This window comes from Sandaracinobacter sp. T42, from assembly GCF_059115405.1.
In genome coordinates, this window is record NZ_CM181101.1 from 1,574,477 (window position 1) to 1,594,927 (window position 20,451).

A 20,451-nucleotide genomic window follows, 5' to 3' on the forward strand; every position below is an offset into this window, starting at 1 on the left:
GCCGTGCGCAACCGGCGATGATCAGCTGCCGGATGCGTCAGCTGCGATAGTCCGCATTGATGGAAATGTAGCCATGGGTCAGATCCGATGTCCACACGCTTGCCCGGCCGTCGCCCAGCCCCAGATCGACGGCGATGTCGATGTCCTGGCCCTGTAGATGGGCCGCCACCGGCGCTTCGTCATAGCCGTCCACCACCATTCCGTTCGCCGCCACCTCCACCCCGCCGAAGCGGATGGACAGCCGGTCGCGCTCGGCCGGCTCGCCGGCCTTGCCCACGGCCATCACGATGCGGCCCCAGTTGGCGTCGCCGCCCGCGATCGCCGTCTTCACGAGCGGCGAGTTCGCGATGCTCATTCCGATCCGGTGTGCGCTCGCATCTGAAACCGCCCCCGACACACGGATTTCCACGAAGCGCGTCGCCCCTTCGCCGTCCCGCACAACCAGCTGCGCCAGTTCCCGGCACAGGTCGTCAAGGGCGGCTGCAAGCGCATCAGCACCCGGCGATTCAGGGGTTGCCAGCCGGGCATGGCCCGCCTTTCCCGTCGCGAAGGCCAGCACCGTGTCAGAGGTTGAGGTGTCGCCATCGACGGAGATGCAGGAAAATGTCCGCCCGTTCGCCGCCTCCAGCATCTGCTGCAGCAGCGGGGCGGCAACGGCGGCATCCGTCACGATGAAGCCCAGCATGGTCGCCATGTCCGGCGCGATCATGCCCGAACCCTTGATGAAACCCACCAGCGTCACCTTCACGTCGCCCACCAGCGCCTGCCGGGCGGCGGCCTTGGGGAAGGTGTCCGTGGTGCCGATCGCCGTCGTCACGTCCAGCCAGCCGGCCGTGCCCAGCGCGGCATGCGCCGCGTGCACCCCGGCCACCGCCTTGTCCCCGGGCAATGGCACGCCGATCACCCCGGTGGAGGCCGCAAACACCTCTGCCGGCTCGCAGCCCAGCAGGTACGCGGCTTCCGCCACCTGCCGCGCACAGGCTTCGGCCCCCTTCGCGCCTGTGAACGCGTTGGAATTGCCCGCGTTCACCACAAGCCCGCGCGCCGTGCCCCAGGTCAGGTGCCGCCGGCACAGCTCCACTTCAGGCGAAGGGCATCTGGACCGGGTGGTGACGCCCGCCACCGTCGTTCCCTCGTCGAAGGCCAGCAATGTCACGTCGGCGCGCGTCCAGGGCTTGTAGCCGGCAGTGGCGACTCCGCGACGCACGCCGGGGATTTCAGGCAGGTCGGGGAACGGGCGGGCGAGTGGCGAGATGGTCATGGCTTGCGCGCATAGCGGGCCCGCACCGCGCGCGCGAGTCCCCGGATGCGTCCTGTCCGGCATCTGGCGGAATTGCATTGTCATCAAACAGCCGGATGGCGGTCATGCAGGTGAAACGGGCGGGCGGCATCAGCAGCGCACCTCGAACAGGGAGAATGACCAATGCGCCTGATGTCCGCTGCCCTTCTGATCCTCGCCGCCGCGCCTGCTGTCGCCGCCCCGGTGGTGATCCAGCCCGTCGCCGTCACGGCTAGCTCCACCTTCTGGACCTACAACGCCCAGAACCTGATCAACGGCTCGGGCCTGTCGGGCGGGCTGCATGACGGCAACTACAACAACCACTGGATGACCGACACGACGGGCGAGCCCGCCTGGCTCGTCTTCGATCTGGGCAAGGTCGCCCGCCTCGCCGACATCCGCATCTGGAACTACAATGTCGATTTCGGCATGGGTTACAGCCTGGTGCGCGGCGCGAAGGACTTCACGGTTTCGCTGTCGACGGACGGTGTCACCTTCGCCCCCGTGATCGCGGGCACGCTCGCCAAGGGCGCCGGCCTGCCGCTGCCCGCGCAGGTCCATGCCCTGTCCGGCGACGCGCGCTATGTCCGCCTCGATCTCGTCAACAACCATGGCGACCAGTGGCAATGGACCGGCCTCGGCGAAGTCCGCCTCGGCGCCGTGCCCGAAGCCGCCACCTGGGCGATGATGATCATGGGCTTCGGCCTCGTCGGCACGGCAATGCGCCGCCGCCGCGCAATCGCCGCCTGAAACCGGCGATTTCCAGCCTGAAAAGAGGCGGGTCCGCCGGTGCGGCGGGCCCGCCTCTTTCATGGCAGACACACGAAAGGCATGCCCCCGCAATTGACGCTCTGACGGCCCATACCTATTTGGCGCAGGAACAGGCAGCGGCCAGAAGGCCGTCTGCGCCCCATTTGTGAAGGCATTCCATGCTTGGCTTGAACAAGGTCGCCAAGGCCATCTTCGGATCGTCGAATGACCGCTATGTGAAGTCGCTTCAATCGACGGTCCGCCAGATCAATGCGCTGGAACCCAAATATGAGGCGATGACCGACGCCGAGCTGCAGGATCAGACCCGCATCTTCCGCGACCGCCTCGCCGGCGGCGAAAAGCTGGACAACCTGCTGCCCGAAGCCTTCGCCACCGTGCGCGAGGCGTCGAAGCGGGTGCTGGGCATGCGCCACTTCGACGTGCAGATGATCGGCGGCATGGTGCTGCACCGGGGCGAGATCGCGGAGATGCGCACCGGCGAGGGCAAGACGCTCGTCGCCACGCTCGCCACCTATCTGAACGCGCTGCCCGGCAAGGGCGTCCATGTCGTCACCGTGAACGACTATCTGGCGAAGCGCGACGCCGAATGGATGGGCCAGCTCTATCGCTGGCTGGGCCTGACGGTGGGCGTGATCGTTCCCAACCTCCACGATGTCGAGCGCCGGATGAGCTACGCCGCCGACATCACCTACGGCACCAACAACGAATTCGGTTTCGATTACCTGCGCGACAACATGAAATATGATCGCTCGCAGATGGTGCAGCGGGCCTTCAACCACGCCATTGTCGACGAAGTCGACTCCATCCTCATCGACGAGGCGCGCACGCCGCTCATCATCTCCGGCCCGACGGACGACAAGACCGATCTGTATCTCGCCGTCGACCTGATCGTGAAGACCTTCCGGCCCGAACATTTCGAGAAGGACGAGAAGGGCAAGTCGATCATCCTCACCGAGGAGGGCACCGAATTCGCCGAACGCGCGCTGGAGGCCGCTGGCCATCTGCAGGGCGCGAACCTGTATGATTTCGAAAACACCCAGGTCGTCCATCACCTGAACCAGGCCCTGCGCGCCGTCCACATGTTCCGCCGCGATACCGATTACATCGTGCGGGACGGCAAGGTGGTCATCATCGACGAGTTCACCGGCCGCATGATGGATGGCCGCCGCTGGTCGGATGGCCTGCACCAGGCGGTCGAGGCGAAGGAAGGGGTGGAAATCCAGCCCGAGAACCAGACGCTCGCCTCCATCACCTTCCAGAATTATTTCCGCCTCTACCCCAAGCTGTCGGGTATGACGGGCACGGCCGCGACGGAAGCGCCCGAATTCTACGACATCTACAAGCTGAACGTGGTGGAAATCCCCACCAACCTGCCGGTCCGTCGGCAGGACGATCAGGACGAATTCTACAAGAACGAAGCCGACAAGTTCGCGGCCATCGTCAAGACGATCGGTGAAAAGGCGAAGATCGGCCAGCCTGTCCTCGTCGGCACCGTCTCCATCGAGAAGTCGGAGAAGCTGTCGGAATATCTCACCGCAGAAGGCGTCCGCCACTCGGTGCTGAACGCGCGCTACCATGAACAGGAAGCGCATATCGTGGCGCAGGCGGGCCGTCTGGGCGCCGTCACCATCGCCACCAACATGGCCGGGCGCGGCACCGACATCAAGCTGGGCGGCAACGAGGAGTTCCGCATCGAGGACGAACTGTCCCAGATGCCCGAAGGCCCCGAACGCACCGCCGCGATCGAACGGATCAAGGCCGAAGTCGCCGCAGAGCGGGAAAAGGTGCGCGAGGCCGGCGGCCTGTTCGTGCTCGGTACCGAGCGCCACGAAAGCCGCCGCATCGACAACCAGCTGCGCGGTCGCTCCGGCCGGCAGGGCGATCCGGGCCTCAGCCGCTTCTACCTCAGCCTCGACGACGATCTGCTGCGCATCTTCGGCCAGCAGAACATGCTGACGCGGGTGATGAACTCCGGCCTCGAGGATGGCGAGGCGATCGTCCACCCCTGGATCTCCAAGGCGATCGAGACGGCGCAGAAGAAGGTGGAGGCGCGGAACTACGACATCCGCAAGCAGCTCCTCCAGTATGACGACGTCATGAACGACCAGCGCAAGGTCGTCTATGAACAGCGCGCCGACATCATGGACGCCGAGAAGGTGTCCGACGTGGTGGCGGAATTCCGCCGCGACACCGTGGCCGACATCGTGGAGCGCCACTGCCCCGAAGGCACCTATCCCGAACAATGGGATGTGGAGGGCCTGAAGACGGACGTGACCAACCAGCTGAACCTGGAAGTCGATCTGGATTCCTGGGTGAAGGAACAGTCGGTCGATCCGGAACTGTTCATCGAACGGCTGCAGACCCTTCTGGACGAGAAGATGGCCGCCAAGCAGGTGGGCATCCCGGAAGAGAACTGGGTGCAGGTGGAAAAGCAGATCCTGCTGCAGAGCCTGGATCACTTCTGGAAGGAGCATCTGGCGACGCTCGATGCGCTCCGGCAGGTCGTCCACCTGCGCGCCTATGCCCAGAAGCAGCCGCTGAACGAATACAAGGCGGAGGCCTTCGCCCTGTTCGAACGCATGCTGAAGAACGTCCGCGAGGATGTGACCCGCACGCTGGCCTTCGCCGAATTCCGCATGCCCGAACCGATGGAAATGCCCGACCTGCCCGATTTCCTGAAGCTCGACGGCGGCGCCGACCTGCCGGGCGGCGGCCTGCCGTCGGATCAGGGCGCGTCCATGGGCTTCACCGGCTATGGCGAAACCAATGTGTTCGCCATGGGCGACGCCCTTTCGACCGACGAGGTGGAAGCCGCGCAGTCGGTCGCCCACCTGTTCGGCCCGGATTTCGTCGCGGAGGATCCGGAAAGCTGGCAGCGCACGGTCGCCCGCAACACGCTGTGCCCCTGCGGATCGGGCCGGAAATTCAAGCATTGTCACGGCTTGGCTGCCTGAGCAGCCAAGCCTGAGATCTTCCTGGCCCCTCAGACGCCGGGCGGCGGGCGTCCGCCCGCCTAGGCTTCGGCGCACTTGCGCCGGCGCGCGGTCGCGCTTGCGGTGGCTGCGCCACCGGTTTTGCCTGAGGCCCTCAGGCGCCGGGCGGGCCGCATCCGCGGCCCTTGGCTTTCCTCGCATTGGCTCGGGCGCGCGGTCGCGCTTGCGGTGGCTGTGCCACCGGAGTTTGTTAGGGTCCCTCAGACGCCGGGCGGCGGGCATCCGCCCGCCTTGGCTTCGGCGCGCTTGCGCCGGCGCGCAGTCGCGCCTGCGGTGGCCTTGCCACCGGGTGGTTCAGGTTCGTCCGGCCTTCACCGCCCGCGCAGCGCCAGCACCAGCACCCACGCCCAACCCAGCATCATCAGCGTGCCGCCCAGCGGCGCCACCATCCCCAGCCAGCGTGGCCCGCCCAGCCCCAGCGCCTGAAGCGCGCCCGCGAACAGCAGCGCGCCTGCGCCCAGAAGGGCAGGGGCCAGCCGCCACTTCGGCCGCCAGGCCAGCAGCGCCAACACGGCCGCCGCATGCGGCAACTGGAACTGCACGGCGGTGGCGATCCACGCCTTCGCCTGCGGATCGGACAGGCCATGCGCCCCGAACGCCCCGATGGAAACAGCCAGAAGCCCGTTCAGGGCGGCGAGGGCGGGAAGGGTGCGGGGCATTGGCCCATCGTTAATCCTCCGGATCGGACACATCAATCCGAGGAGCGATTGACGCAAGGGATTGATCCTGGTGAACTGCACCAGTGGTACAGGCGTGGTGGCAAGGAACGGGTGCGGAGATAGGGCAGGCTTTGCCTGAGACTGTCTTGGGGTCCTTGGCGGACCATCTGCCGTTTCCTCTCGAACCGGCCCAAAAGGCAGCCTGGAAGTTCGAAATCGAGCACCTTGCGGGACTGGGCCGGGCCCTTCCGAACATTCATTTGTTTCTGGAATTCGCAATCCCCCGTATGGGCCGCCGGGCCGATGCCATAATCGTTGTGGCCGGGCTCATCTTCGTGGTTGAGTACAAGGTTGGCGCGAGGGATTTTCCCCGTTCTGCAGTTGAGCAGGTCCATGGCTATGCGCTCGATCTGAAGAGCTTCCATGAAACGAGCCACGACAAGCAGATCGTGCCTCTGCTTGTGGCGACTGATGCGTCACCTCAATCCATTGGGCTTGGCTTTGCGCCGGATGGCGTCGCCACACCGATCTGCCTGTCGGCGGGTGATGTTTTACCGGCTATACGGCAGATGATTGCCGCAGCCGGGGTTGCCCCATTCAATGCGAAAGAATGGGCTGCGGGTGGTTATCGCCCAACACCCACGATTATTGAAGCTGCGCAGGCGCTGTTTCGCGGGCATGAGGTAACGGAAATCTCGCGTTCGGAAGCTGGGGCAGAAAATCTCAGCCGAACGGCAGAAGCCATCGGGAAGATCATTCATCAGGCACATTCCAACAAGCAAAAGGCACTGTGCCTCGTTACGGGTGTGCCGGGGGCCGGCAAAACATTGGCGGGGCTGAACATCGCGTGCAGTCGGATGGGGCGAGGAGATGGCGAGGACGCGACATTCCTTTCAGGGAACGGGCCACTCGTGGAGGTGTTGCGTGAGGCGCTGAAGAGGGATTTGCGGCGCAGACAGAGGGCGCCTGATCCGGGCGATCCTGAGGCTCGCCATGTTTTCGGGCGATCGCCCGACAAGTTCATTCAGAATGTGCACCTATTCCGCGACCAATATGCTGGAAACGACGACATTCCCTCCGAGCATGTTGTTGTATTTGATGAAGCGCAGCGGGCCTGGAATCAGCAAGAAACGGCCCGTTTCATGCGAGAAAAGCGAGGCTTGGCAGATTTTGGCCAATCCGAACCGGAATTCCTGTTGTCTGTAATGGACCGGCATTCCGATTGGTGCACGGTAATTTGCCTCGTGGGGGAGGGACAGGAAATCAACCGTGGTGAAGCCGGCATCACGGCCTGGATATCAGCCTTGGCCAAGGGCCGACTGGCCGACTGGACGGTTCACGCATCTCCGCAGTTGGTTGCGGCTAACTCGTCCCTGTCTGCGGATGTTCGCTGGATGCTGGAACGGCGTTCCAGCGGATTCGACCCCGCGCTTCATTTGTCGGTCTCAGTGCGGTCTTTCCGCGCTGAGACGGTATCCGCCGGCTCTGTTGCAAAGATTGGCGGCAGTCAGAGGTAGGCTGTCGCTCTGCGCCGATCAGGCGGCTGCTGCGAAATGGTGGTTGAGCATGCCCATGGCCTCCGTCAGCGCCGAGGGCCCAATGCCAAAAGCTCTCTCCACAAGGCGCACCTCGCCCCTGATGCCGGGCTGCAGGCACCAGGGGCGAGCCTGTCCTTTGCGCAGGGCTCGCATGACTTCGAATCCCTTGATCGTGGCATAGGCCGTGGGGATCGATTTGAAACCGCGCACCGGCTTGATCAGTATCTTGAGCTTTCCGTGATCGGCCTCGATCACGTTATTGAGATACTTCACCTGCCGGTGGGCCGTCTCCCGGTCCAGCTTTCCTTCGCGCTTCAATTCGGTGATCGCTGCACCATAGCTCGGCGCTTTGTCGGTATTGAGCGTGGCAGGCTTTTCCCAGTGCTTCAGGCCTCGCAGGGCCTTGCCCAGGAACCGCTTCGCTGCCTTGGCGCTGCGGGTCGGCGACAGGTAGAAATCGATCGTGTCGCCCCGCTTGTCGACTGCCCGGTACAGGTAGGTCCACTTGCCCCGCACCTTGACGTAGGTTTCATCCAGGCGCCAGCTCGGATCAAAGCCACGCCGCCAGAACCAGCGCAGCCGCTTCTCCATCTCCGGGGCGTAGCACTGGACCCAGCGATAGATCGTCGTATGGTCGACCGAAATGCCGCGTTCCGCCAGCATTTCCTCAAGGTCGCGATAGCTGATCGGATAGCGACAATACCAGCGCACCGCCCACAGGATCACATCACCCTGGAAATGGCGCCACTTGAAATCCGTCATCGTTCCGTCCGTCCAATCTCCGCCAAGCATGCTCAAGCTTCACGATTTTTGCAACAGAGCCTATCCGCCTATGTCCATGCCCTGCTTTCAGATGATGCACACGCGGCAAAGGCTGCACTGCCGGCGCGAGAGCGGTTCTCCATCGTGCGCACCCGATCCTTGTCCACGGCACGGAACTGGCTTCGAAGCAGGCGCCGGGCAGATGAACGGGCTGGCTTGTTGGCGTCATCAAACGCGATTCGACTGAAGCCTGAAGGTTTGCATGTGAAGGCGAAGGTCGATGTTGCCAGCTGGTTTCTCAACAGCGGCTTGGACATTCGTGCATCAAATGCGCTGGAGGACGCGGCAACGGAGTTCGATGTGCAGGGGCTGGAACTCGACTGGACCGGGGTCGCATGGGACTTGAACCTGATGCGCGGCCCGGATGGTTGGGTCCCACGCCGATTCCGTGGAACCGCCTGGGAAAATGTGAACGACAGCGACAAGCGCGCCTATGTCATCAACAGTTATCGCGTGTTGTTGACGAGAGCACGGCAGGGCATGGTCTTGTTCGTTCCCCGCGGGGACGCTGCGGATCCAACTCGTCCGCCTGAATCCTATGATGCAATCGATGGCTGGCTGGCAGAATGCGGCGTTCCCACGCTTGACGTCTGATCCTCAAACCACCGGCTTCCACCGCGCCGCAAGCCGCTTTCGACAGGCCCTGATTCCCAATGTGGAGAGGTGGCGAAGCCGCCGCCGCCGCCGCAAAGAGGCGGCTGGGCTGAAGGAGAGAGACGATGGCGCTGGTTGAAACGGATATTGCCGACGGGGTGGCGATCGTTACGCTGAACCGGCCCGAGGCGATGAATGCGCTGTCGAAGGCGCTGCGCGCCGAACTCGCCGCGGTGATGGTGGAAATGGACCGGCGCGACGATGTGCGGGCCGTGGTGCTGACGGGGGCCGGAACCCGCGCCTTCACGGCCGGGCTCGATCTGAAGGAGCTCGGCTCCGACGCGAGCGCCATGGGCGACGCGACGGGCGAAACGCCGCAGGCCAACCCGGTGAAGGCCATCGAACAGTGCCGCAAGCCGGTGATCGGCGCAATCAACGGCGTCGCCATCACCGGCGGCTTTGAGCTGGCGCTGGCCTGCGACGTGCTGATCGCATCGGAAAACGCCCGTTTCGCCGACACCCATGCCCGCGTCGGCATCATGCCGGGCTGGGGGCTGTCACAGAAGCTCAGCCGCCTTATCGGCCTCTACCGGGCAAAGGAACTCAGCCTGTCGGGCAATTTCCTCGACGCCGCCACGGCGGAACGCTGGGGGCTGGTGAACCGCGTCGTCCCGGCGGATCAGCTGCTGCCGGCGGCGAAGAAACTCGCCGCCGACATGGCGACGATCGAGCCCGGATTCTCGGCTGCCTACAAGAAGCTGATCGATGACGGCTTCGCCGCAAGCTTCGGGGAGGGGATGGCGCTCGAACATGCCCGGTCCAGTGCGGCAAACGGCAGCGTCACGCCGGACGAGGTTGCGAAGCGCCGCGAAGCCGTGCAGGCAAGAGGCCGGCAACAATAAGGGCCGTCAACAGCAAAGGGATCCTGCACGAATGAAGGCGATTGTCCTGGCGGCGGCTGCCGCATTGATTGCGGCGCCGGCGGCTGCCGAAACCGTGCTGATCACGGCGGAACGGATGGTGGACGTGCTGACGGGCCGCACAATCGAAAAGCCCGCGATCCTGGTGGAGGATGGCCGCATCCGGCAGATCGGCACCCAGGGGACGCTGACCATCACCGACGGCAAGCGGCTCGACTTCCCCGGGCTCACGCTGGTGCCTGGCTTCATCGACATGCATGTCCACCTGTCGGGTGATCCCCGCATCAGCCCGATGGACAGCCTTCTGAAGACAGACAGCTACTGGCCGATCGTCGGGGCCGTGCAGGCCCGCAAGATGCTGGATACGGGCTTCACGACGGTCCGCAACGTCGGCTCCGGGGATTTCAACGATGTCGCCATCAAGCAGGCGATCGACGATGGCTGGGTCGTCGGCCCGCGCATCGTGCCCGCCGCCTATTCGCTGGGCGCGACCGGCGGTCACTGCGACGAAACCTTCTATCCGCCCAGCTTCGAACGCACCAGCCGGGGCGTCGCGGACGGTGCGGATGCCCTGCGCGCCAAGGTGCGCGAAATCCGCAAATATGGCGCGGAAGTTATCAAGGTCTGCGCGACGGGCGGCGTGTTCAGCCGCAACACCGAACCCGGCCAGCAGCAACTGCGCGAGGACGAGCTGAAGGCGATCGCTGATGAAGCCCATATGTGGGGCGTCAAGGTGGCGGCCCACGCCCATGGCACGGCCGGCATCAAGGCCGCGATCCGCGCCGGCATCGACACGATCGAGCACGCCAGCCTGATCGACGACGAAGGCATCCGCCTTGCGAAGGAACGCGGCGCCTATCTGTCGATGGACATCTACAACACGGATTACACTCAGTCCGAAGGCCGCAAGAACGGCGTGCTGGAGGACAACCTCCGCAAGGACCGCGAAGTGGCCGACGTGCAGCGCGAAGGGTTCCGCAAGGCGAATGCGGCGGGCGTGAAGATGGTGTTCGGCTCGGATGCCGGCGTCATGCCGCACGACCTGGCGGTGAACCAGTTCGCAACCATGACGCGTTTCGGCATGAGCCCGCTCCAGGCCCTTCGCGCAGCCACCAGCACCGCAGCCGAGGCGCTCGGCCGGGAAAAGGACGTGGGCGCAATTGCTGTCGGCCGCTACGCCGACATGGTCGCCGTCGCGGGCAACCCGCTGGAAAGTGCCACCCCCCTCCTTTCGGCGAAGGCCGTGGTGAAGGGCGGCGAACTCGTCAGCGACCGCCGCTAAAGCAGCAGCAGGGCAAGGGCCGCCGCCGCCATGGCGGCGGTCGCTGCCCACCCCAGCAGTCTTTGCCAGCGTGGCGCGACGAACGGGCCCAGCAGCCGGCGGCTTGAAGCGACCCGCATTGTGGCGGCCATCAGAGGAACGGCGATGATTCCGTTCAGCACGGCGCTCCAGACCAGGGCCTTGATCGGGTCGATCGGCAGGAAGATGACGCAAAGTCCGATCCCCATTCCGGCCGCGATGACGGCATAGAAGGCGCGGGCGCCTTCAGGCTTGCGCTCCAGCCCCACCGGCCAGCCGCGCAGTTCCCCGATGGCATAGGCGGCCGAGCCCGCCAGCACGGGGAGCGCGAGCAGCCCGGTGCCGATGATGCCAAGGCTGAACAGCAGGAAGGCGAAGGGGCCGGCGATCGGCCGCAGGGCTTCGGCGGCTTCTGCCGATGTCGTGATGTCGGTGATGCCGGCACGGTGAAGCGTGACGGCCGTTGTCAGCATGATGAAGAAGGCGATCAGGTTCGAGAAGGCCATGCCGACGATGGTGTCGAGGTCGATCCGGCGCAGTTCGGCCGGCGCCTCGGCGGGGGCGTTGATCAGGTTCGTTCCATTGCCCCTCAGCGTCGCATCCTCGATTTCCTCGGACGCCTGCCAGAAGAACAGATAGGGGCTGATCGTGGTGCCGAAAACGGCGACGACGATCAGCACGGCGTCCCGTGTCCAGCTTATCTCGGGACGGAAGATGAAGCGCGCCACATCCGCCCAGTCGATATGGACGCTGAAGACGACACCGACATAGGCGAACAGCGCCAGTGTCATCCATTTCAGGAACACGACGTAGCGGTGATAGGGGATGAAAACCTGCAGCAGCAACGAGCCGATGGCGAAGAGGATTGAGAACAGGGCCTGCCCGCGCCCGGCCAGCAGTTCGGCCGCCGCCCCCATCGCGGCAAGGTCCGCGCCGATGTTCACGGCGTTCGCGATGAACAGCAGGGCGATGAACAGGCTGATCAGCGGGCGCGGCATCACTTCGGCCATGTTGCTGGCAAGGCCGCGCCCGGTGACGCGACCGATCCGGGCGCAGATCGCCTGCACCGCGGCCATCAGCGGATAGGTGAAGATGACGGTCCACAACATGTTGAGGCCGAACTGGGCGCCTGCCTGGGAATAAGTGGCGATCCCGCTCGGATCATCGTCGGCGGCGCCGGTGATCAGGCCAGGGCCAAGCCGACTGAAGAACAGGGCCGGTCTCCGGTGCTTGCGTGGGGAAGGCGTGCCGTGGGGGGCAGGGGGGCTGGCTGTCATCGCAACTCCGGGTCGGGTGCGCCTGCGTTGAACATCTTGCCGGGGAATGGCAAGCGGCCGGGCAGCGCCCGCCCTGCCTGTTGACCTTTCGGGGCGGCAGGACTATGGGCGGCGCTCGTTTCCGGGGGGCTTCGGTTCTGCCGCCGTTCCCAGGGAAGCGGGAAAAGATACGACAGGCCGAGCCGCGCGGCGAGCAGCCCTCTGGGCTTGCTCGCGCTTATGCCGTGGATTTCCGTTTGGAAAACAGGGGCGGGTCTGGGCTGGAGTAGGCCGGATTCCATGGTGGAATCGGGCCGAACAGAGAAAGACGTTCTGCGAATGCCCACGATTAACCAGTTGATTCGCAAGGGCCGCGAGCCGCAAAAGGCGCGCAACAAGGTCCCTGCGATGGAAGCCTGCCCGCAGAAGCGCGGCGTGTGCACCCGGGTCTATACCACGACCCCGAAGAAGCCGAACTCGGCGCTTCGGAAGGTTGCCAAGATCCGTCTCACCAACGGCTTCGAAGTGATCGGCTACATCCCCGGTGAAGGCCACAACCTGCAGGAACACTCTGTGGTTCTGATTCGCGGCGGCCGCGTGAAGGATTTGCCCGGCGTGCGCTACCACGTGCTCCGCGGCGTCCTCGATACGCAGGGCGTCAAGAACCGCAAGCAATCGCGCTCGAAGTACGGCGCGAAGCGTCCGAAGTAAGCTGGGGAGACCAAGCCAATGTCACGTCGTCGTCGCCCCGAGAAGCGCGAAATCCTGCCCGATCCCCGTTTCGGCGATCAGGTTCTCACCAAGTTCATGAACCTCGTGATGTACGAGGGGAAGAAGTCGGTCGCTGAAACGATCGTCTATTCCGCCCTCGACACCGTCGAACAGCGCGCGAAGCGTGATCCGCTCGGCGTGTTCCACGATGCGCTCGCGAATGTCCGTCCGCTGGTCGAAGTCCGGTCTCGCCGGGTCGGCGGTGCCACCTATCAGGTGCCTGTCGAGGTTCGTACGGACCGCGCCCAGGCGCTCGCCATCCGCTGGCTGATCGCGGCTGCCCGCAACCGTCCGGAAAAAACGATGTCGGCCCGCCTGTCTGCCGAACTGATGGAAGCCGCCAACAACCGCGGCGCCGCCGTCAAGAAGCGCGAAGACACGCACAAGATGGCGGAAGCCAACCGCGCCTTCTCGCACTACCGCTGGTAGTTCAAAACCTAGTTACCGGAGCACAACATGCCTCGCTCTCACCCGCTTGAGAAGTATCGCAATATCGGCATCATGGCACACATCGATGCCGGCAAGACGACCACGACCGAGCGGATCCTCTATTACACCGGCAAGTCCTACAAGATCGGCGAAACGCATGAAGGCACGGCCACGATGGACTGGATGGAGCAGGAGCAGGAGCGGGGCATCACCATTACCTCCGCTGCGACGACCTGTTTCTGGAATGACCACCGGATCAACATCATCGACACGCCGGGCCACGTCGACTTCACGATCGAAGTCGAGCGTTCGCTGCGCGTGCTCGATGGTGCGATCACCTGCTTCGACGGCGTCGCCGGCGTGGAGCCGCAATCGGAAACGGTGTGGCGCCAGGCGGACAAGTATCGCGTGCCGCGCATGTGCTACGTCAACAAGCTGGATCGCACCGGCGCGAACTTCGATCGCTGCGTGCAGATGATCAAGGATCGTCTGGGTGCACGCCCGGCGGTGCTCTATTTCCCGATCGGCCTCGAAAGCGACTTCGTCGGCCTCGTTGACCTGGTCGAGAACCGGGCCATCGTCTGGCTCGAGGAATCGCTGGGCGCGAAGTTCGAATATCGCGAGATTCCCGATGAGCTGAAGGACAAGGCGGCTGCCGCCCGCGCCGAGCTGATCGAAATCGCCGTCGAGCAGGACGATGCGGCGATGGAGGCCTATCTGGAAGGCAAGGAACCCGACACGGCGACGCTGAAGAAGCTGATCCGCAAGGGAACGCTGGCGTTCGATTTCGTGCCGGTGCTCTGCGGCTCCTCGTTCAAGAACAAGGGTGTTCAGCCCCTGCTCGACGCCGTGATCGATTATCTGCCCAGCCCGCTGGACATCCCGGCCGTTCAGGGCGTGAAGCCCGGCACGGAAGAGGAAGACACCCGCGACGCGAGCGACGAAGCGCCGTTCAGCGCGCTTGCGTTCAAGATCATGAGCGATCCGTTCGTCGGTTCGCTGACCTTTGCGCGCATCTATTCCGGCAAGCTGGAAACCGGCACCTCGGTTCTGAACTCGGTGAAGGACAAGCGCGAGAAGATCGGCCGCATGCTGCTGATGCATGCCAACAACCGGGAAGACATCAAGGAAGCCTATGCCGGCGACATCGTCGCGCTGGTCGGCCTCAAGGAAACGACCACCGGCGACACGCTGTGCGCGCCGCTGAAGCCGATCATCCTGGAGCGCATGGAATTCCCCGAGCCCGTCATCGAAGTGGCTGTGGAACCCAAGACGAAGGCCGACCAGGAAAAGATGGGCATCGCGCTCAACCGTCTGGCGCAGGAAGATCCGAGCTTCCGCGTGACGTCCGACGTCGAATCCGGTCAGACGATCATCAAGGGGATGGGCGAACTCCACCTCGAGATCCTCGTCGACCGCATGAAGCGCGAGTTCAAGGTGGAAGCCAATGTCGGCGCGCCGCAGGTGGCGTATCGGGAATCGCTGGCCCGCAAGGTGGACATCGACTTCACGCACAAGAAGCAGTCCGGTGGTACCGGCCAGTTCGGACGCGTGAAGATCATCGTCGAGCCGGGCGAGCGTGGTTCCGGCATTACCTTCGTGGATGAAGTGAAGGGCGGGAACGTTCCGAAGGAATATATCCCGGCCGTCGAAAAGGGCATTCGTGAAGTGGCCGCCTCGGGTGCGCTGATCGGGTTCCCGATCATCGACTTCAAGGTGACGCTGTACGACGGCGCCTACCACGACGTCGACTCTTCGGCACTGGCCTTTGAAATCACCGGCCGTGGCGCCATGCGCGAAGCCGCCAGCAAGTCCGGCATCAAGCTGCTGGAGCCGATGATGAAGGTGGAAGTCGTCACGCCCGAGGACTTCATGGGGGATTGCATCGGCGATCTGAACAGCCGCCGGGGTCAGATCCAGGGCACCGACAGCCGGGGCAACGCCCAGGTGATCGAAGCCCTGGTGCCGCTGGCGAACATGTTCGGCTATGTGAACCAGCTCCGTTCCATGACCCAGGGGCGCGCGCAGTACACCATGCAGTTCAGCCACTATGAGGAAGTGCCCTCCAACGTGGCCGAGGAAGTGAAGGCGAAGCTGGGCTGAGCCCGGTTTCAACAACTGACAAACGATTGAGGAAAAGAGGAAACCCAAATGGCGAAGGCGAAGTTTGAGCGGAACAAGCCGCACTGCAACATCGGCACCATCGGTCACGTCGACCACGGCAAGACATCGCTGACGGCTGCCATCACCAAGGTGCTGGCGGAAACCGGCGGCGCCACGTTCGTTGACTATGCGAACATCGACAAGGCCCCGGAAGAGCGCGAGCGCGGCATCACCATCTCGACGTCGCACGTCGAGTATGAAACCGACCAGCGCCACTATGCGCACGTCGACTGCCCCGGCCACGCCGACTATGTGAAGAACATGATCACCGGTGCCGCGCAGATGGACGGTGCAATCCTCGTCGTGTCCGCGACCGACGGCCCGATGCCGCAGACCCGCGAGCACATCCTGCTTGCCCGTCAGGTCGGCGTGCCGGCTCTCGTCGTGTTCATGAACAAGGTCGACCAGGTTGATGACCCGGAAATCCTCGAACTCGTCGAGCTTGAAATCCGCGAACTGCTGTCGAAGTATGAATTCCCGGGCGACGACATTCCGATCATCAAGGGTTCGGCCCTGATGGCTCTGGAAGACAAGAACCCGGAAATCGGCCGCGACGCGGTCCTCGAGCTCATGAAGGCCGTCGACGAGTACATCCCGCAGCCGGAGCGCCCGCTCGACAAGCCGTTCCTGATGCCGATCGAAGACGTGTTCTCGATCTCGGGCCGCGGCACCGTCGTTACCGGCCGTGTCGAGACCGGCATCATCAAGGTTGGCGAGGAAGTCGAGATCGTCGGCATCAAGGACACGGTGAAGACTGTCTGCACCGGCGTCGAAATGTTCCGCAAGCTGCTCGATCAGGGGCAGGCCGGCGACAACATCGGCGCCCTGCTGCGCGGCACGAAGCGTGAAGACGTCGAGCGCGGCCAGGTGCTTTGCAAGCCCGGCTCGATCAAGCCGCACACCGAGTTCAAGGCCGAAGTCTATGTGCTGTCGAAGGATGAAGGTGGCCGTCATACGCCGTTCTTCGCCAACTACCGTCCGCAGTTCTACTTCCGCACGACCGACGTGACGGGCACCGTGGAACTGCCGGAAGGCACCGAGATGGTCATGCCGGGCGACAACGTCACCCTCGGCGTGAAGCTGATCGCGCCGATCGCCATGGACCAGGGCCTGCGCTTCGCCATCCGCGAAGGTGGCCGGACTGTCGGCGCAGGGGTTGTCGCGTCGATCATTAAGTAATATAGGGCTGCCTCCCGCCCGGCCGGTGATTCGTCGCTGGCTGGGCGGGATTGCTTTTGGCGGGATGCCGAAACCGGCTGAACGCGAGAAGTTAAGCTGTTTGGACTGTCGATCCTGGTTTGAATCGGTGACGTTGATCCCTCCTTTGGGGATGCGCCACCGGAACGAGAAGAGTTGGGAATATGGAAACGCAGAATATCCGCATCCGCCTGAAGGCTTTCGATCACCGCGTGCTTGATGCCGCGACCGGAGAGATCGCCGACACCGCCAAGCGCACGGGTGCCGATGTCCGCGGCCCGATCCCTCTTCCGACCCGGATCGAGAAGTTCACGGTGAACCGCTCGCCGCACGTCGACAAGAAGTCGCGCGAGCAGTTCGAGGTCCGCACCTACAAGCGGCTTCTCGATATCGTGAAGCCGACGCCGCAGACGGTCGATGCGCTGATGAAGCTGGACCTGGCGGCGGGTGTTGATGTTGAGATCAAGCTTCAGGGCTGATTTCTGCAGGTAGCCAAGCCCTCCGGCGTTCTTCGGTGGGCCTCTGAGTGGTCAAGCCCCGATGGCGCAAGCGCCGGACAGGGCCTCTGATGAAGGAATTGAAATGCGAACCGGCGTTATCGCCAGGAAGGTGGGCATGACCCGCCTGTTCCGTGAAGACGGGGTCCATGTGCCCGTCACGGTCCTGGCCCTCGAAACGAACCAGGTCGTCGCCCAGAAGACGGCGGAGCGTGACGGCTATGTCGCGGTCCAGCTCGGTGCTGGCTCGGCCAAGGCCAAGAATCTGACCAAGCCCGAGCGCGGCCATTTCGCCAAGGCGGAAGTGGAGCCGAAGGCCATGCTCGCCGAATTCCCGGTGGCGGAAGACGCCCTGGTCGAAGTCGGTGCCACCATTTCTGCGGATCATTTCCTCGTCGGCCAGATGGTCGACGTGACGGGCGCGACGCAGGGCAAAGGCTTTGCGGGCGCCATGAAGCGCTGGGGCTTCGGCGGTCTTCGTGCGACCCACGGTGTTTCGGTCTCGCACCGCTCCCACGGTTCGACCGGCCAGCGCCAGGATCCGGGCAAGGTTTTCAAGAACAAGAAGATGGCCGGCCACATGGGTGACCGGAATCGCACGCAGCAGAATCTCGAGATCGTCCTGACGGACGCCGAGCGGGATCTGCTGTTCGTGCGCGGCTCGGTGCCGGGTTCGAAGGGCGGCTGGCTGCTGGTTCGCGATTCCGTGAAGGTTTCGCGCCCTGCCGATGCGCCGTATCCGGCTGCCGTGAAGGGTGCGAACGCACCTGTCGAGGCCCCTGCCGAGGAAGCTCCGGCCGTCGAAACGACTGGTGAGGAGCAAGCGTGATGAAGGTTCAAGTTCAAACGCTTGATGGCGGCAAGGCCGGTGAGCTCGAGCTCAACCCCGAAATCTTCGGGCTGGAGCCGCGCACGGACATCCTCCACCGCGTTGTCACCTGGCAGCTGGAAAAGCGTCGTGGCACCGCCCGTGGCGCCAAGGGCCGTTCCGAAGTGTCGCGCACCGGCAAGAAGTTCGGTCGCCAGAAGGGCGGCGGCACTGCCCGTCACGGCAACCGCGCGGCTCCGCAGTTTATCGGCGGCGGCAAGGCGCATGGCCCCGTGGTCCGCGACTTCAACCCCAGCCTGAACAAGAAGGTGCGGGCACTGGGCCTGAAGGTTGCGCTGTCCGCCAAGGCCCGCGAGGGCAAGCTCGTTGTCGTTGACAACCTTGCGCTGGACGCTGCCAAGACGAAGGGCCTGAAGGCGAACCTCGAGAAGCTCGGCGTTGCCAACGGTCTGTTCATTGACGGCACTGCGGTCGACGTGAACTTCGCGCTGGCCAGCCGCAACCTGTATAAGGTTGATGTGCTTCCCGCGATTGGCGCCAATGTCTACGACATCCTGAACCACGATCACCTGGTGCTGACGCGCGCCGCGGTCGAGAGCCTGGAGGCGCGTTTCAATGGCTAAGCAATCCGAAACCATCGACCTGAAGCACTATGACGTGGTGGTGAAGCCCATCATCACGGAAAAGTCGACGCTGGTCGGAGAGCATAACCAACTGGTGTTCGAAGTCGCCAGGACGGCCTCCAAGCCGGAGATCAAGGCGGCGATCGAAGCGCTGTTCAACGTGAAGGTCACGGCTGTGAACACGCTGATCCAGAAGGGCAAGACGAAGCGCTGGCGGGGCAGCCCCTACCGGCGGTCCGATCTCAAGAAGGCAATCGTGACGCTGGCGGAAGGCCAGTCGATCGACGTGACGACGGGTATCTGACGCCATGGCACTGAAGCAATATAATCCGACGAGCCCGGCCCGCCGCGGCCTCGTGCTCGTCGACCGCTCGGCGCTCCACAAGGGTAAGCCCGTCAAGGCGCTGACCGAGGGCAAGACCAAGACCGGCGGCCGCAACAACATGGGCCACGCAACGGCTCGCGGCATCGGCGGCGGTCACAAGCAGCGTTACCGGATCATCGATTTCAAGCGTCGCACCTGGGATACCCCGGCGACTGTCGAGCGCCTGGAATATGACCCGAACCGTTCGGCCTTCATTGCGCTCATTACCTATGCAGACGGCAAGCAGGCCTACATCCTGGCGCCGCAGCGTCTTGCTCCCGGCGACAGTGTCGTGGCCGGCAAGAAGGTTGACGTGAAGCCCGGCAATGCGATGGAAATCGGCCAGATCCCGGTCGGCACCATCGTGCACAACGTTGAGCTGAAGCCGGGCAAGGGCGGCCAACTGGCGCGCGCTGCCGGCACGTTCATCCAGGTTGTCGGCCGTGATCGCGGCATGGTGATCATCCGCCTGAACTCGGGTGAGCAGCGCTATGTCCGTTCGGACTGCATGGCGACGGTCGGTGCGGTGTCCAACCCGGACAATTCGAACCAGTATCTGGCCAAGGCCGGTCGGGCCCGCTGGCTGGGCATTCGCCCGCTGACCCGCGGTGTCGCGAAGAACCCGGTCGATCACCCGCATGGTGGTGGTGAAGGTCGCACCTCGGGCGGCCGTCACCCGGTCACCCCGTGGGGCAAGCCGACCAAGGGCGCCAAGACGCGTTCGAACAAGGCGACGGACAAGATGATCATCCGGTCCCGCCACGCGAAGAAGAAGAGGTAAGCGATGGCACGTTCCGTCTGGAAGGGCCCGTTCGTCGAACTGAGCCTGCTGAAGAAGGTGGAGTCGGGCAGCAAGGGCCCGATCAAGACCTGGTCGCGTCGCTCGACGATCCTGCCGCAATTCGTTGGCCACACGTTCAACGTGTACAATGGCAAGAAATTCGTGCCGGTCTCGGTGTCGGAAGAAATGGTTGGCATGAAGCTTGGTGAGTTCGCGCCGACGCGGACCTTCCCGGGCCACGCCGCCGACAAGAAGTCGAAGAGGTAAGCGAGATGTCGAAACCCCAAGCAGGTCGCAAGGTCGGCGAGCGCGAGGCGCTTGCGGTCGCGACCACCGTGCGTGGTTCGCCCCAGAAGCTGAACCTCGTCGCCGGTCTGATCCGCGGCAAGAAGGCCGAGGAAGCCGTCGTGGCCCTGAACTTCTCCCGCAAGGCGATGGCCGTGGATGTGCGCAAGTGCCTCCAGTCCGCGATTGCCAATGCGGAAAACAACCACAACCTCGACATCGATCGGCTGTGGGTGAAGGAAGCCTCGGTCGGTAAGTCGATCACCATGAAGCGCTTCGCGACCCGTGCGCGGGGCCGTTCCTCGCGCATTGTCAAGCCGTTCAGCCGGCTTCGGATCGTGGTTCAGGAGCGTGACGTGACGGAAGGGCAGGACGCGTAA

21 protein-coding genes are annotated in these 20,451 nt (G+C 64.0%); 17 read left to right on the plus strand and 4 right to left on the minus strand.

Annotated features, from left to right (window positions below; translation table 11 throughout):
- Window positions 1-37 precede the first annotated feature (37 nt).
- A complete protein-coding gene (gene argJ, locus ACW9TV_RS07575; protein WP_494302894.1) occupies window positions 38-1,261 on the minus strand; it encodes a bifunctional glutamate N-acetyltransferase/amino-acid acetyltransferase ArgJ in 1,224 nt (407 codons plus the stop codon).
- Window positions 1,262-1,423: 162 nt separating this feature from the next.
- Between argJ and ACW9TV_RS07580 the strand changes: the two genes are divergently transcribed.
- Window positions 1,424-2,029, plus strand: a complete 606-nt coding sequence (locus ACW9TV_RS07580; protein ID WP_494302895.1) for a PEPxxWA-CTERM sorting domain-containing protein — start codon at window positions 1,424-1,426, stop codon at window positions 2,027-2,029.
- A 179-nt stretch (window positions 2,030-2,208) separates the two neighbouring features.
- Complete coding sequence (secA, locus tag ACW9TV_RS07585) at window positions 2,209-5,004, plus strand: preprotein translocase subunit SecA (RefSeq protein WP_494302896.1); 2,796 nt, start codon at window positions 2,209-2,211, stop codon at window positions 5,002-5,004.
- Between the two features lie 350 nt (window positions 5,005-5,354).
- Here the strand turns inward: secA and ACW9TV_RS07590 are convergent, their stop codons facing one another.
- Window positions 5,355-5,702 carry a DUF423 domain-containing protein gene (locus ACW9TV_RS07590; RefSeq protein ID WP_494302897.1) on the minus strand — a complete coding sequence of 116 codons (348 nt, stop codon included), beginning with the start codon at window positions 5,700-5,702 and terminating at the stop codon, window positions 5,355-5,357.
- A gap of 155 nt (window positions 5,703-5,857) precedes the next feature.
- Between ACW9TV_RS07590 and ACW9TV_RS07595 the strand changes: the two genes are divergently transcribed.
- A complete protein-coding gene (locus ACW9TV_RS07595; protein WP_494302898.1) occupies window positions 5,858-7,219 on the plus strand; it encodes a DNA/RNA helicase domain-containing protein in 1,362 nt (453 codons plus the stop codon).
- Between the two features lie 18 nt (window positions 7,220-7,237).
- On the opposite strand, the gene ACW9TV_RS07600 is transcribed toward ACW9TV_RS07595, so the two are convergent.
- On the minus strand, window positions 7,238-8,002 hold the full coding sequence (locus tag ACW9TV_RS07600) for an IS6-like element IS6100 family transposase (RefSeq protein WP_001389365.1): 765 nt from the start codon (window positions 8,000-8,002) through the stop codon (window positions 7,238-7,240).
- Here ACW9TV_RS07600 and ACW9TV_RS07605 point away from each other — a divergent pair.
- From ACW9TV_RS07605 to ACW9TV_RS07615, 3 genes are all read left to right on the plus strand, one after another.
- Window positions 7,979-8,656: a DNA/RNA helicase domain-containing protein gene (locus ACW9TV_RS07605; protein WP_494302899.1), complete on the plus strand. Its 678-nt coding sequence runs from the start codon at window positions 7,979-7,981 to the stop codon at window positions 8,654-8,656. The genes ACW9TV_RS07600 and ACW9TV_RS07605 overlap by 24 nt on opposite strands.
- Before the next feature lie 125 nt (window positions 8,657-8,781).
- Window positions 8,782-9,558 carry an enoyl-CoA hydratase gene (locus ACW9TV_RS07610; RefSeq protein WP_494302900.1) on the plus strand — a complete coding sequence of 259 codons (777 nt, stop codon included), beginning with the start codon at window positions 8,782-8,784 and terminating at the stop codon, window positions 9,556-9,558.
- A gap of 31 nt (window positions 9,559-9,589) precedes the next feature.
- A complete protein-coding gene (locus tag ACW9TV_RS07615; RefSeq protein ID WP_494302901.1) occupies window positions 9,590-10,858 on the plus strand; it encodes a Xaa-Pro dipeptidase in 1,269 nt (422 codons plus the stop codon).
- Here the strand turns inward: ACW9TV_RS07615 and ACW9TV_RS07620 are convergent.
- Window positions 10,855-12,153 carry an NRAMP family divalent metal transporter gene (locus tag ACW9TV_RS07620; RefSeq protein WP_494302902.1) on the minus strand — a complete coding sequence of 433 codons (1,299 nt, stop codon included), beginning with the start codon at window positions 12,151-12,153 and terminating at the stop codon, window positions 10,855-10,857. The two genes, ACW9TV_RS07615 and ACW9TV_RS07620, sit on opposite strands and share 4 nt — an antisense overlap.
- A gap of 318 nt (window positions 12,154-12,471) precedes the next feature.
- On the opposite strand from ACW9TV_RS07620, the gene rpsL reads away from it, so the two are divergent.
- The 11 genes from rpsL to rplV all read left to right on the plus strand — a co-directional run bounded on the left by rpsL (window position 12,472) and on the right by rplV (window position 20,451).
- Window positions 12,472-12,843 carry a 30S ribosomal protein S12 gene (gene rpsL / locus ACW9TV_RS07625; protein WP_152577498.1) on the plus strand — a complete coding sequence of 124 codons (372 nt, stop codon included), beginning with the start codon at window positions 12,472-12,474 and terminating at the stop codon, window positions 12,841-12,843.
- 18 nt (window positions 12,844-12,861) lie between these two features.
- Window positions 12,862-13,332 carry a 30S ribosomal protein S7 gene (gene rpsG, locus ACW9TV_RS07630; RefSeq protein WP_494302903.1) on the plus strand — a complete coding sequence of 157 codons (471 nt, stop codon included), beginning with the start codon at window positions 12,862-12,864 and terminating at the stop codon, window positions 13,330-13,332.
- Window positions 13,333-13,359: 27 nt separating this feature from the next.
- Window positions 13,360-15,435, plus strand: a complete 2,076-nt coding sequence (gene fusA, locus ACW9TV_RS07635; protein WP_494302904.1) for an elongation factor G — start codon at window positions 13,360-13,362, stop codon at window positions 15,433-15,435.
- 48 nt (window positions 15,436-15,483) lie between these two features.
- Window positions 15,484-16,674 carry an elongation factor Tu gene (gene tuf / locus ACW9TV_RS07640; RefSeq protein ID WP_445389026.1) on the plus strand — a complete coding sequence of 397 codons (1,191 nt, stop codon included), beginning with the start codon at window positions 15,484-15,486 and terminating at the stop codon, window positions 16,672-16,674.
- Between the two features lie 182 nt (window positions 16,675-16,856).
- A complete protein-coding gene (gene rpsJ, locus ACW9TV_RS07645) occupies window positions 16,857-17,171 on the plus strand; it encodes a 30S ribosomal protein S10 (protein ID WP_140927701.1) in 315 nt (104 codons plus the stop codon).
- A 103-nt stretch (window positions 17,172-17,274) separates the two neighbouring features.
- Window positions 17,275-18,018, plus strand: coding sequence for a 50S ribosomal protein L3 (rplC, locus tag ACW9TV_RS07650; protein WP_494302905.1), 744 nt, complete (start codon window positions 17,275-17,277; stop codon window positions 18,016-18,018).
- Window positions 18,018-18,641 carry a 50S ribosomal protein L4 gene (gene rplD, locus ACW9TV_RS07655; protein WP_494302906.1) on the plus strand — a complete coding sequence of 208 codons (624 nt, stop codon included), beginning with the start codon at window positions 18,018-18,020 and terminating at the stop codon, window positions 18,639-18,641. The genes rplC and rplD overlap by 1 nt, the downstream gene beginning before the upstream one ends.
- Window positions 18,634-18,945, plus strand: a complete 312-nt coding sequence (locus ACW9TV_RS07660; protein WP_374386560.1) for a 50S ribosomal protein L23 — start codon at window positions 18,634-18,636, stop codon at window positions 18,943-18,945. Before rplD ends, ACW9TV_RS07660 begins: the two co-directional genes overlap by 8 nt.
- Before the next feature lie 4 nt (window positions 18,946-18,949).
- On the plus strand, window positions 18,950-19,786 hold the full coding sequence (rplB, locus tag ACW9TV_RS07665; protein WP_494302907.1) for a 50S ribosomal protein L2: 837 nt from the start codon (window positions 18,950-18,952) through the stop codon (window positions 19,784-19,786).
- 3 nt (window positions 19,787-19,789) lie between these two features.
- Window positions 19,790-20,053, plus strand: coding sequence for a 30S ribosomal protein S19 (gene rpsS / locus ACW9TV_RS07670; protein WP_374386564.1), 264 nt, complete (start codon window positions 19,790-19,792; stop codon window positions 20,051-20,053).
- Window positions 20,054-20,058: 5 nt separating this feature from the next.
- Window positions 20,059-20,451: a 50S ribosomal protein L22 gene (rplV, locus tag ACW9TV_RS07675; RefSeq protein ID WP_494302908.1), complete on the plus strand. Its 393-nt coding sequence runs from the start codon at window positions 20,059-20,061 to the stop codon at window positions 20,449-20,451.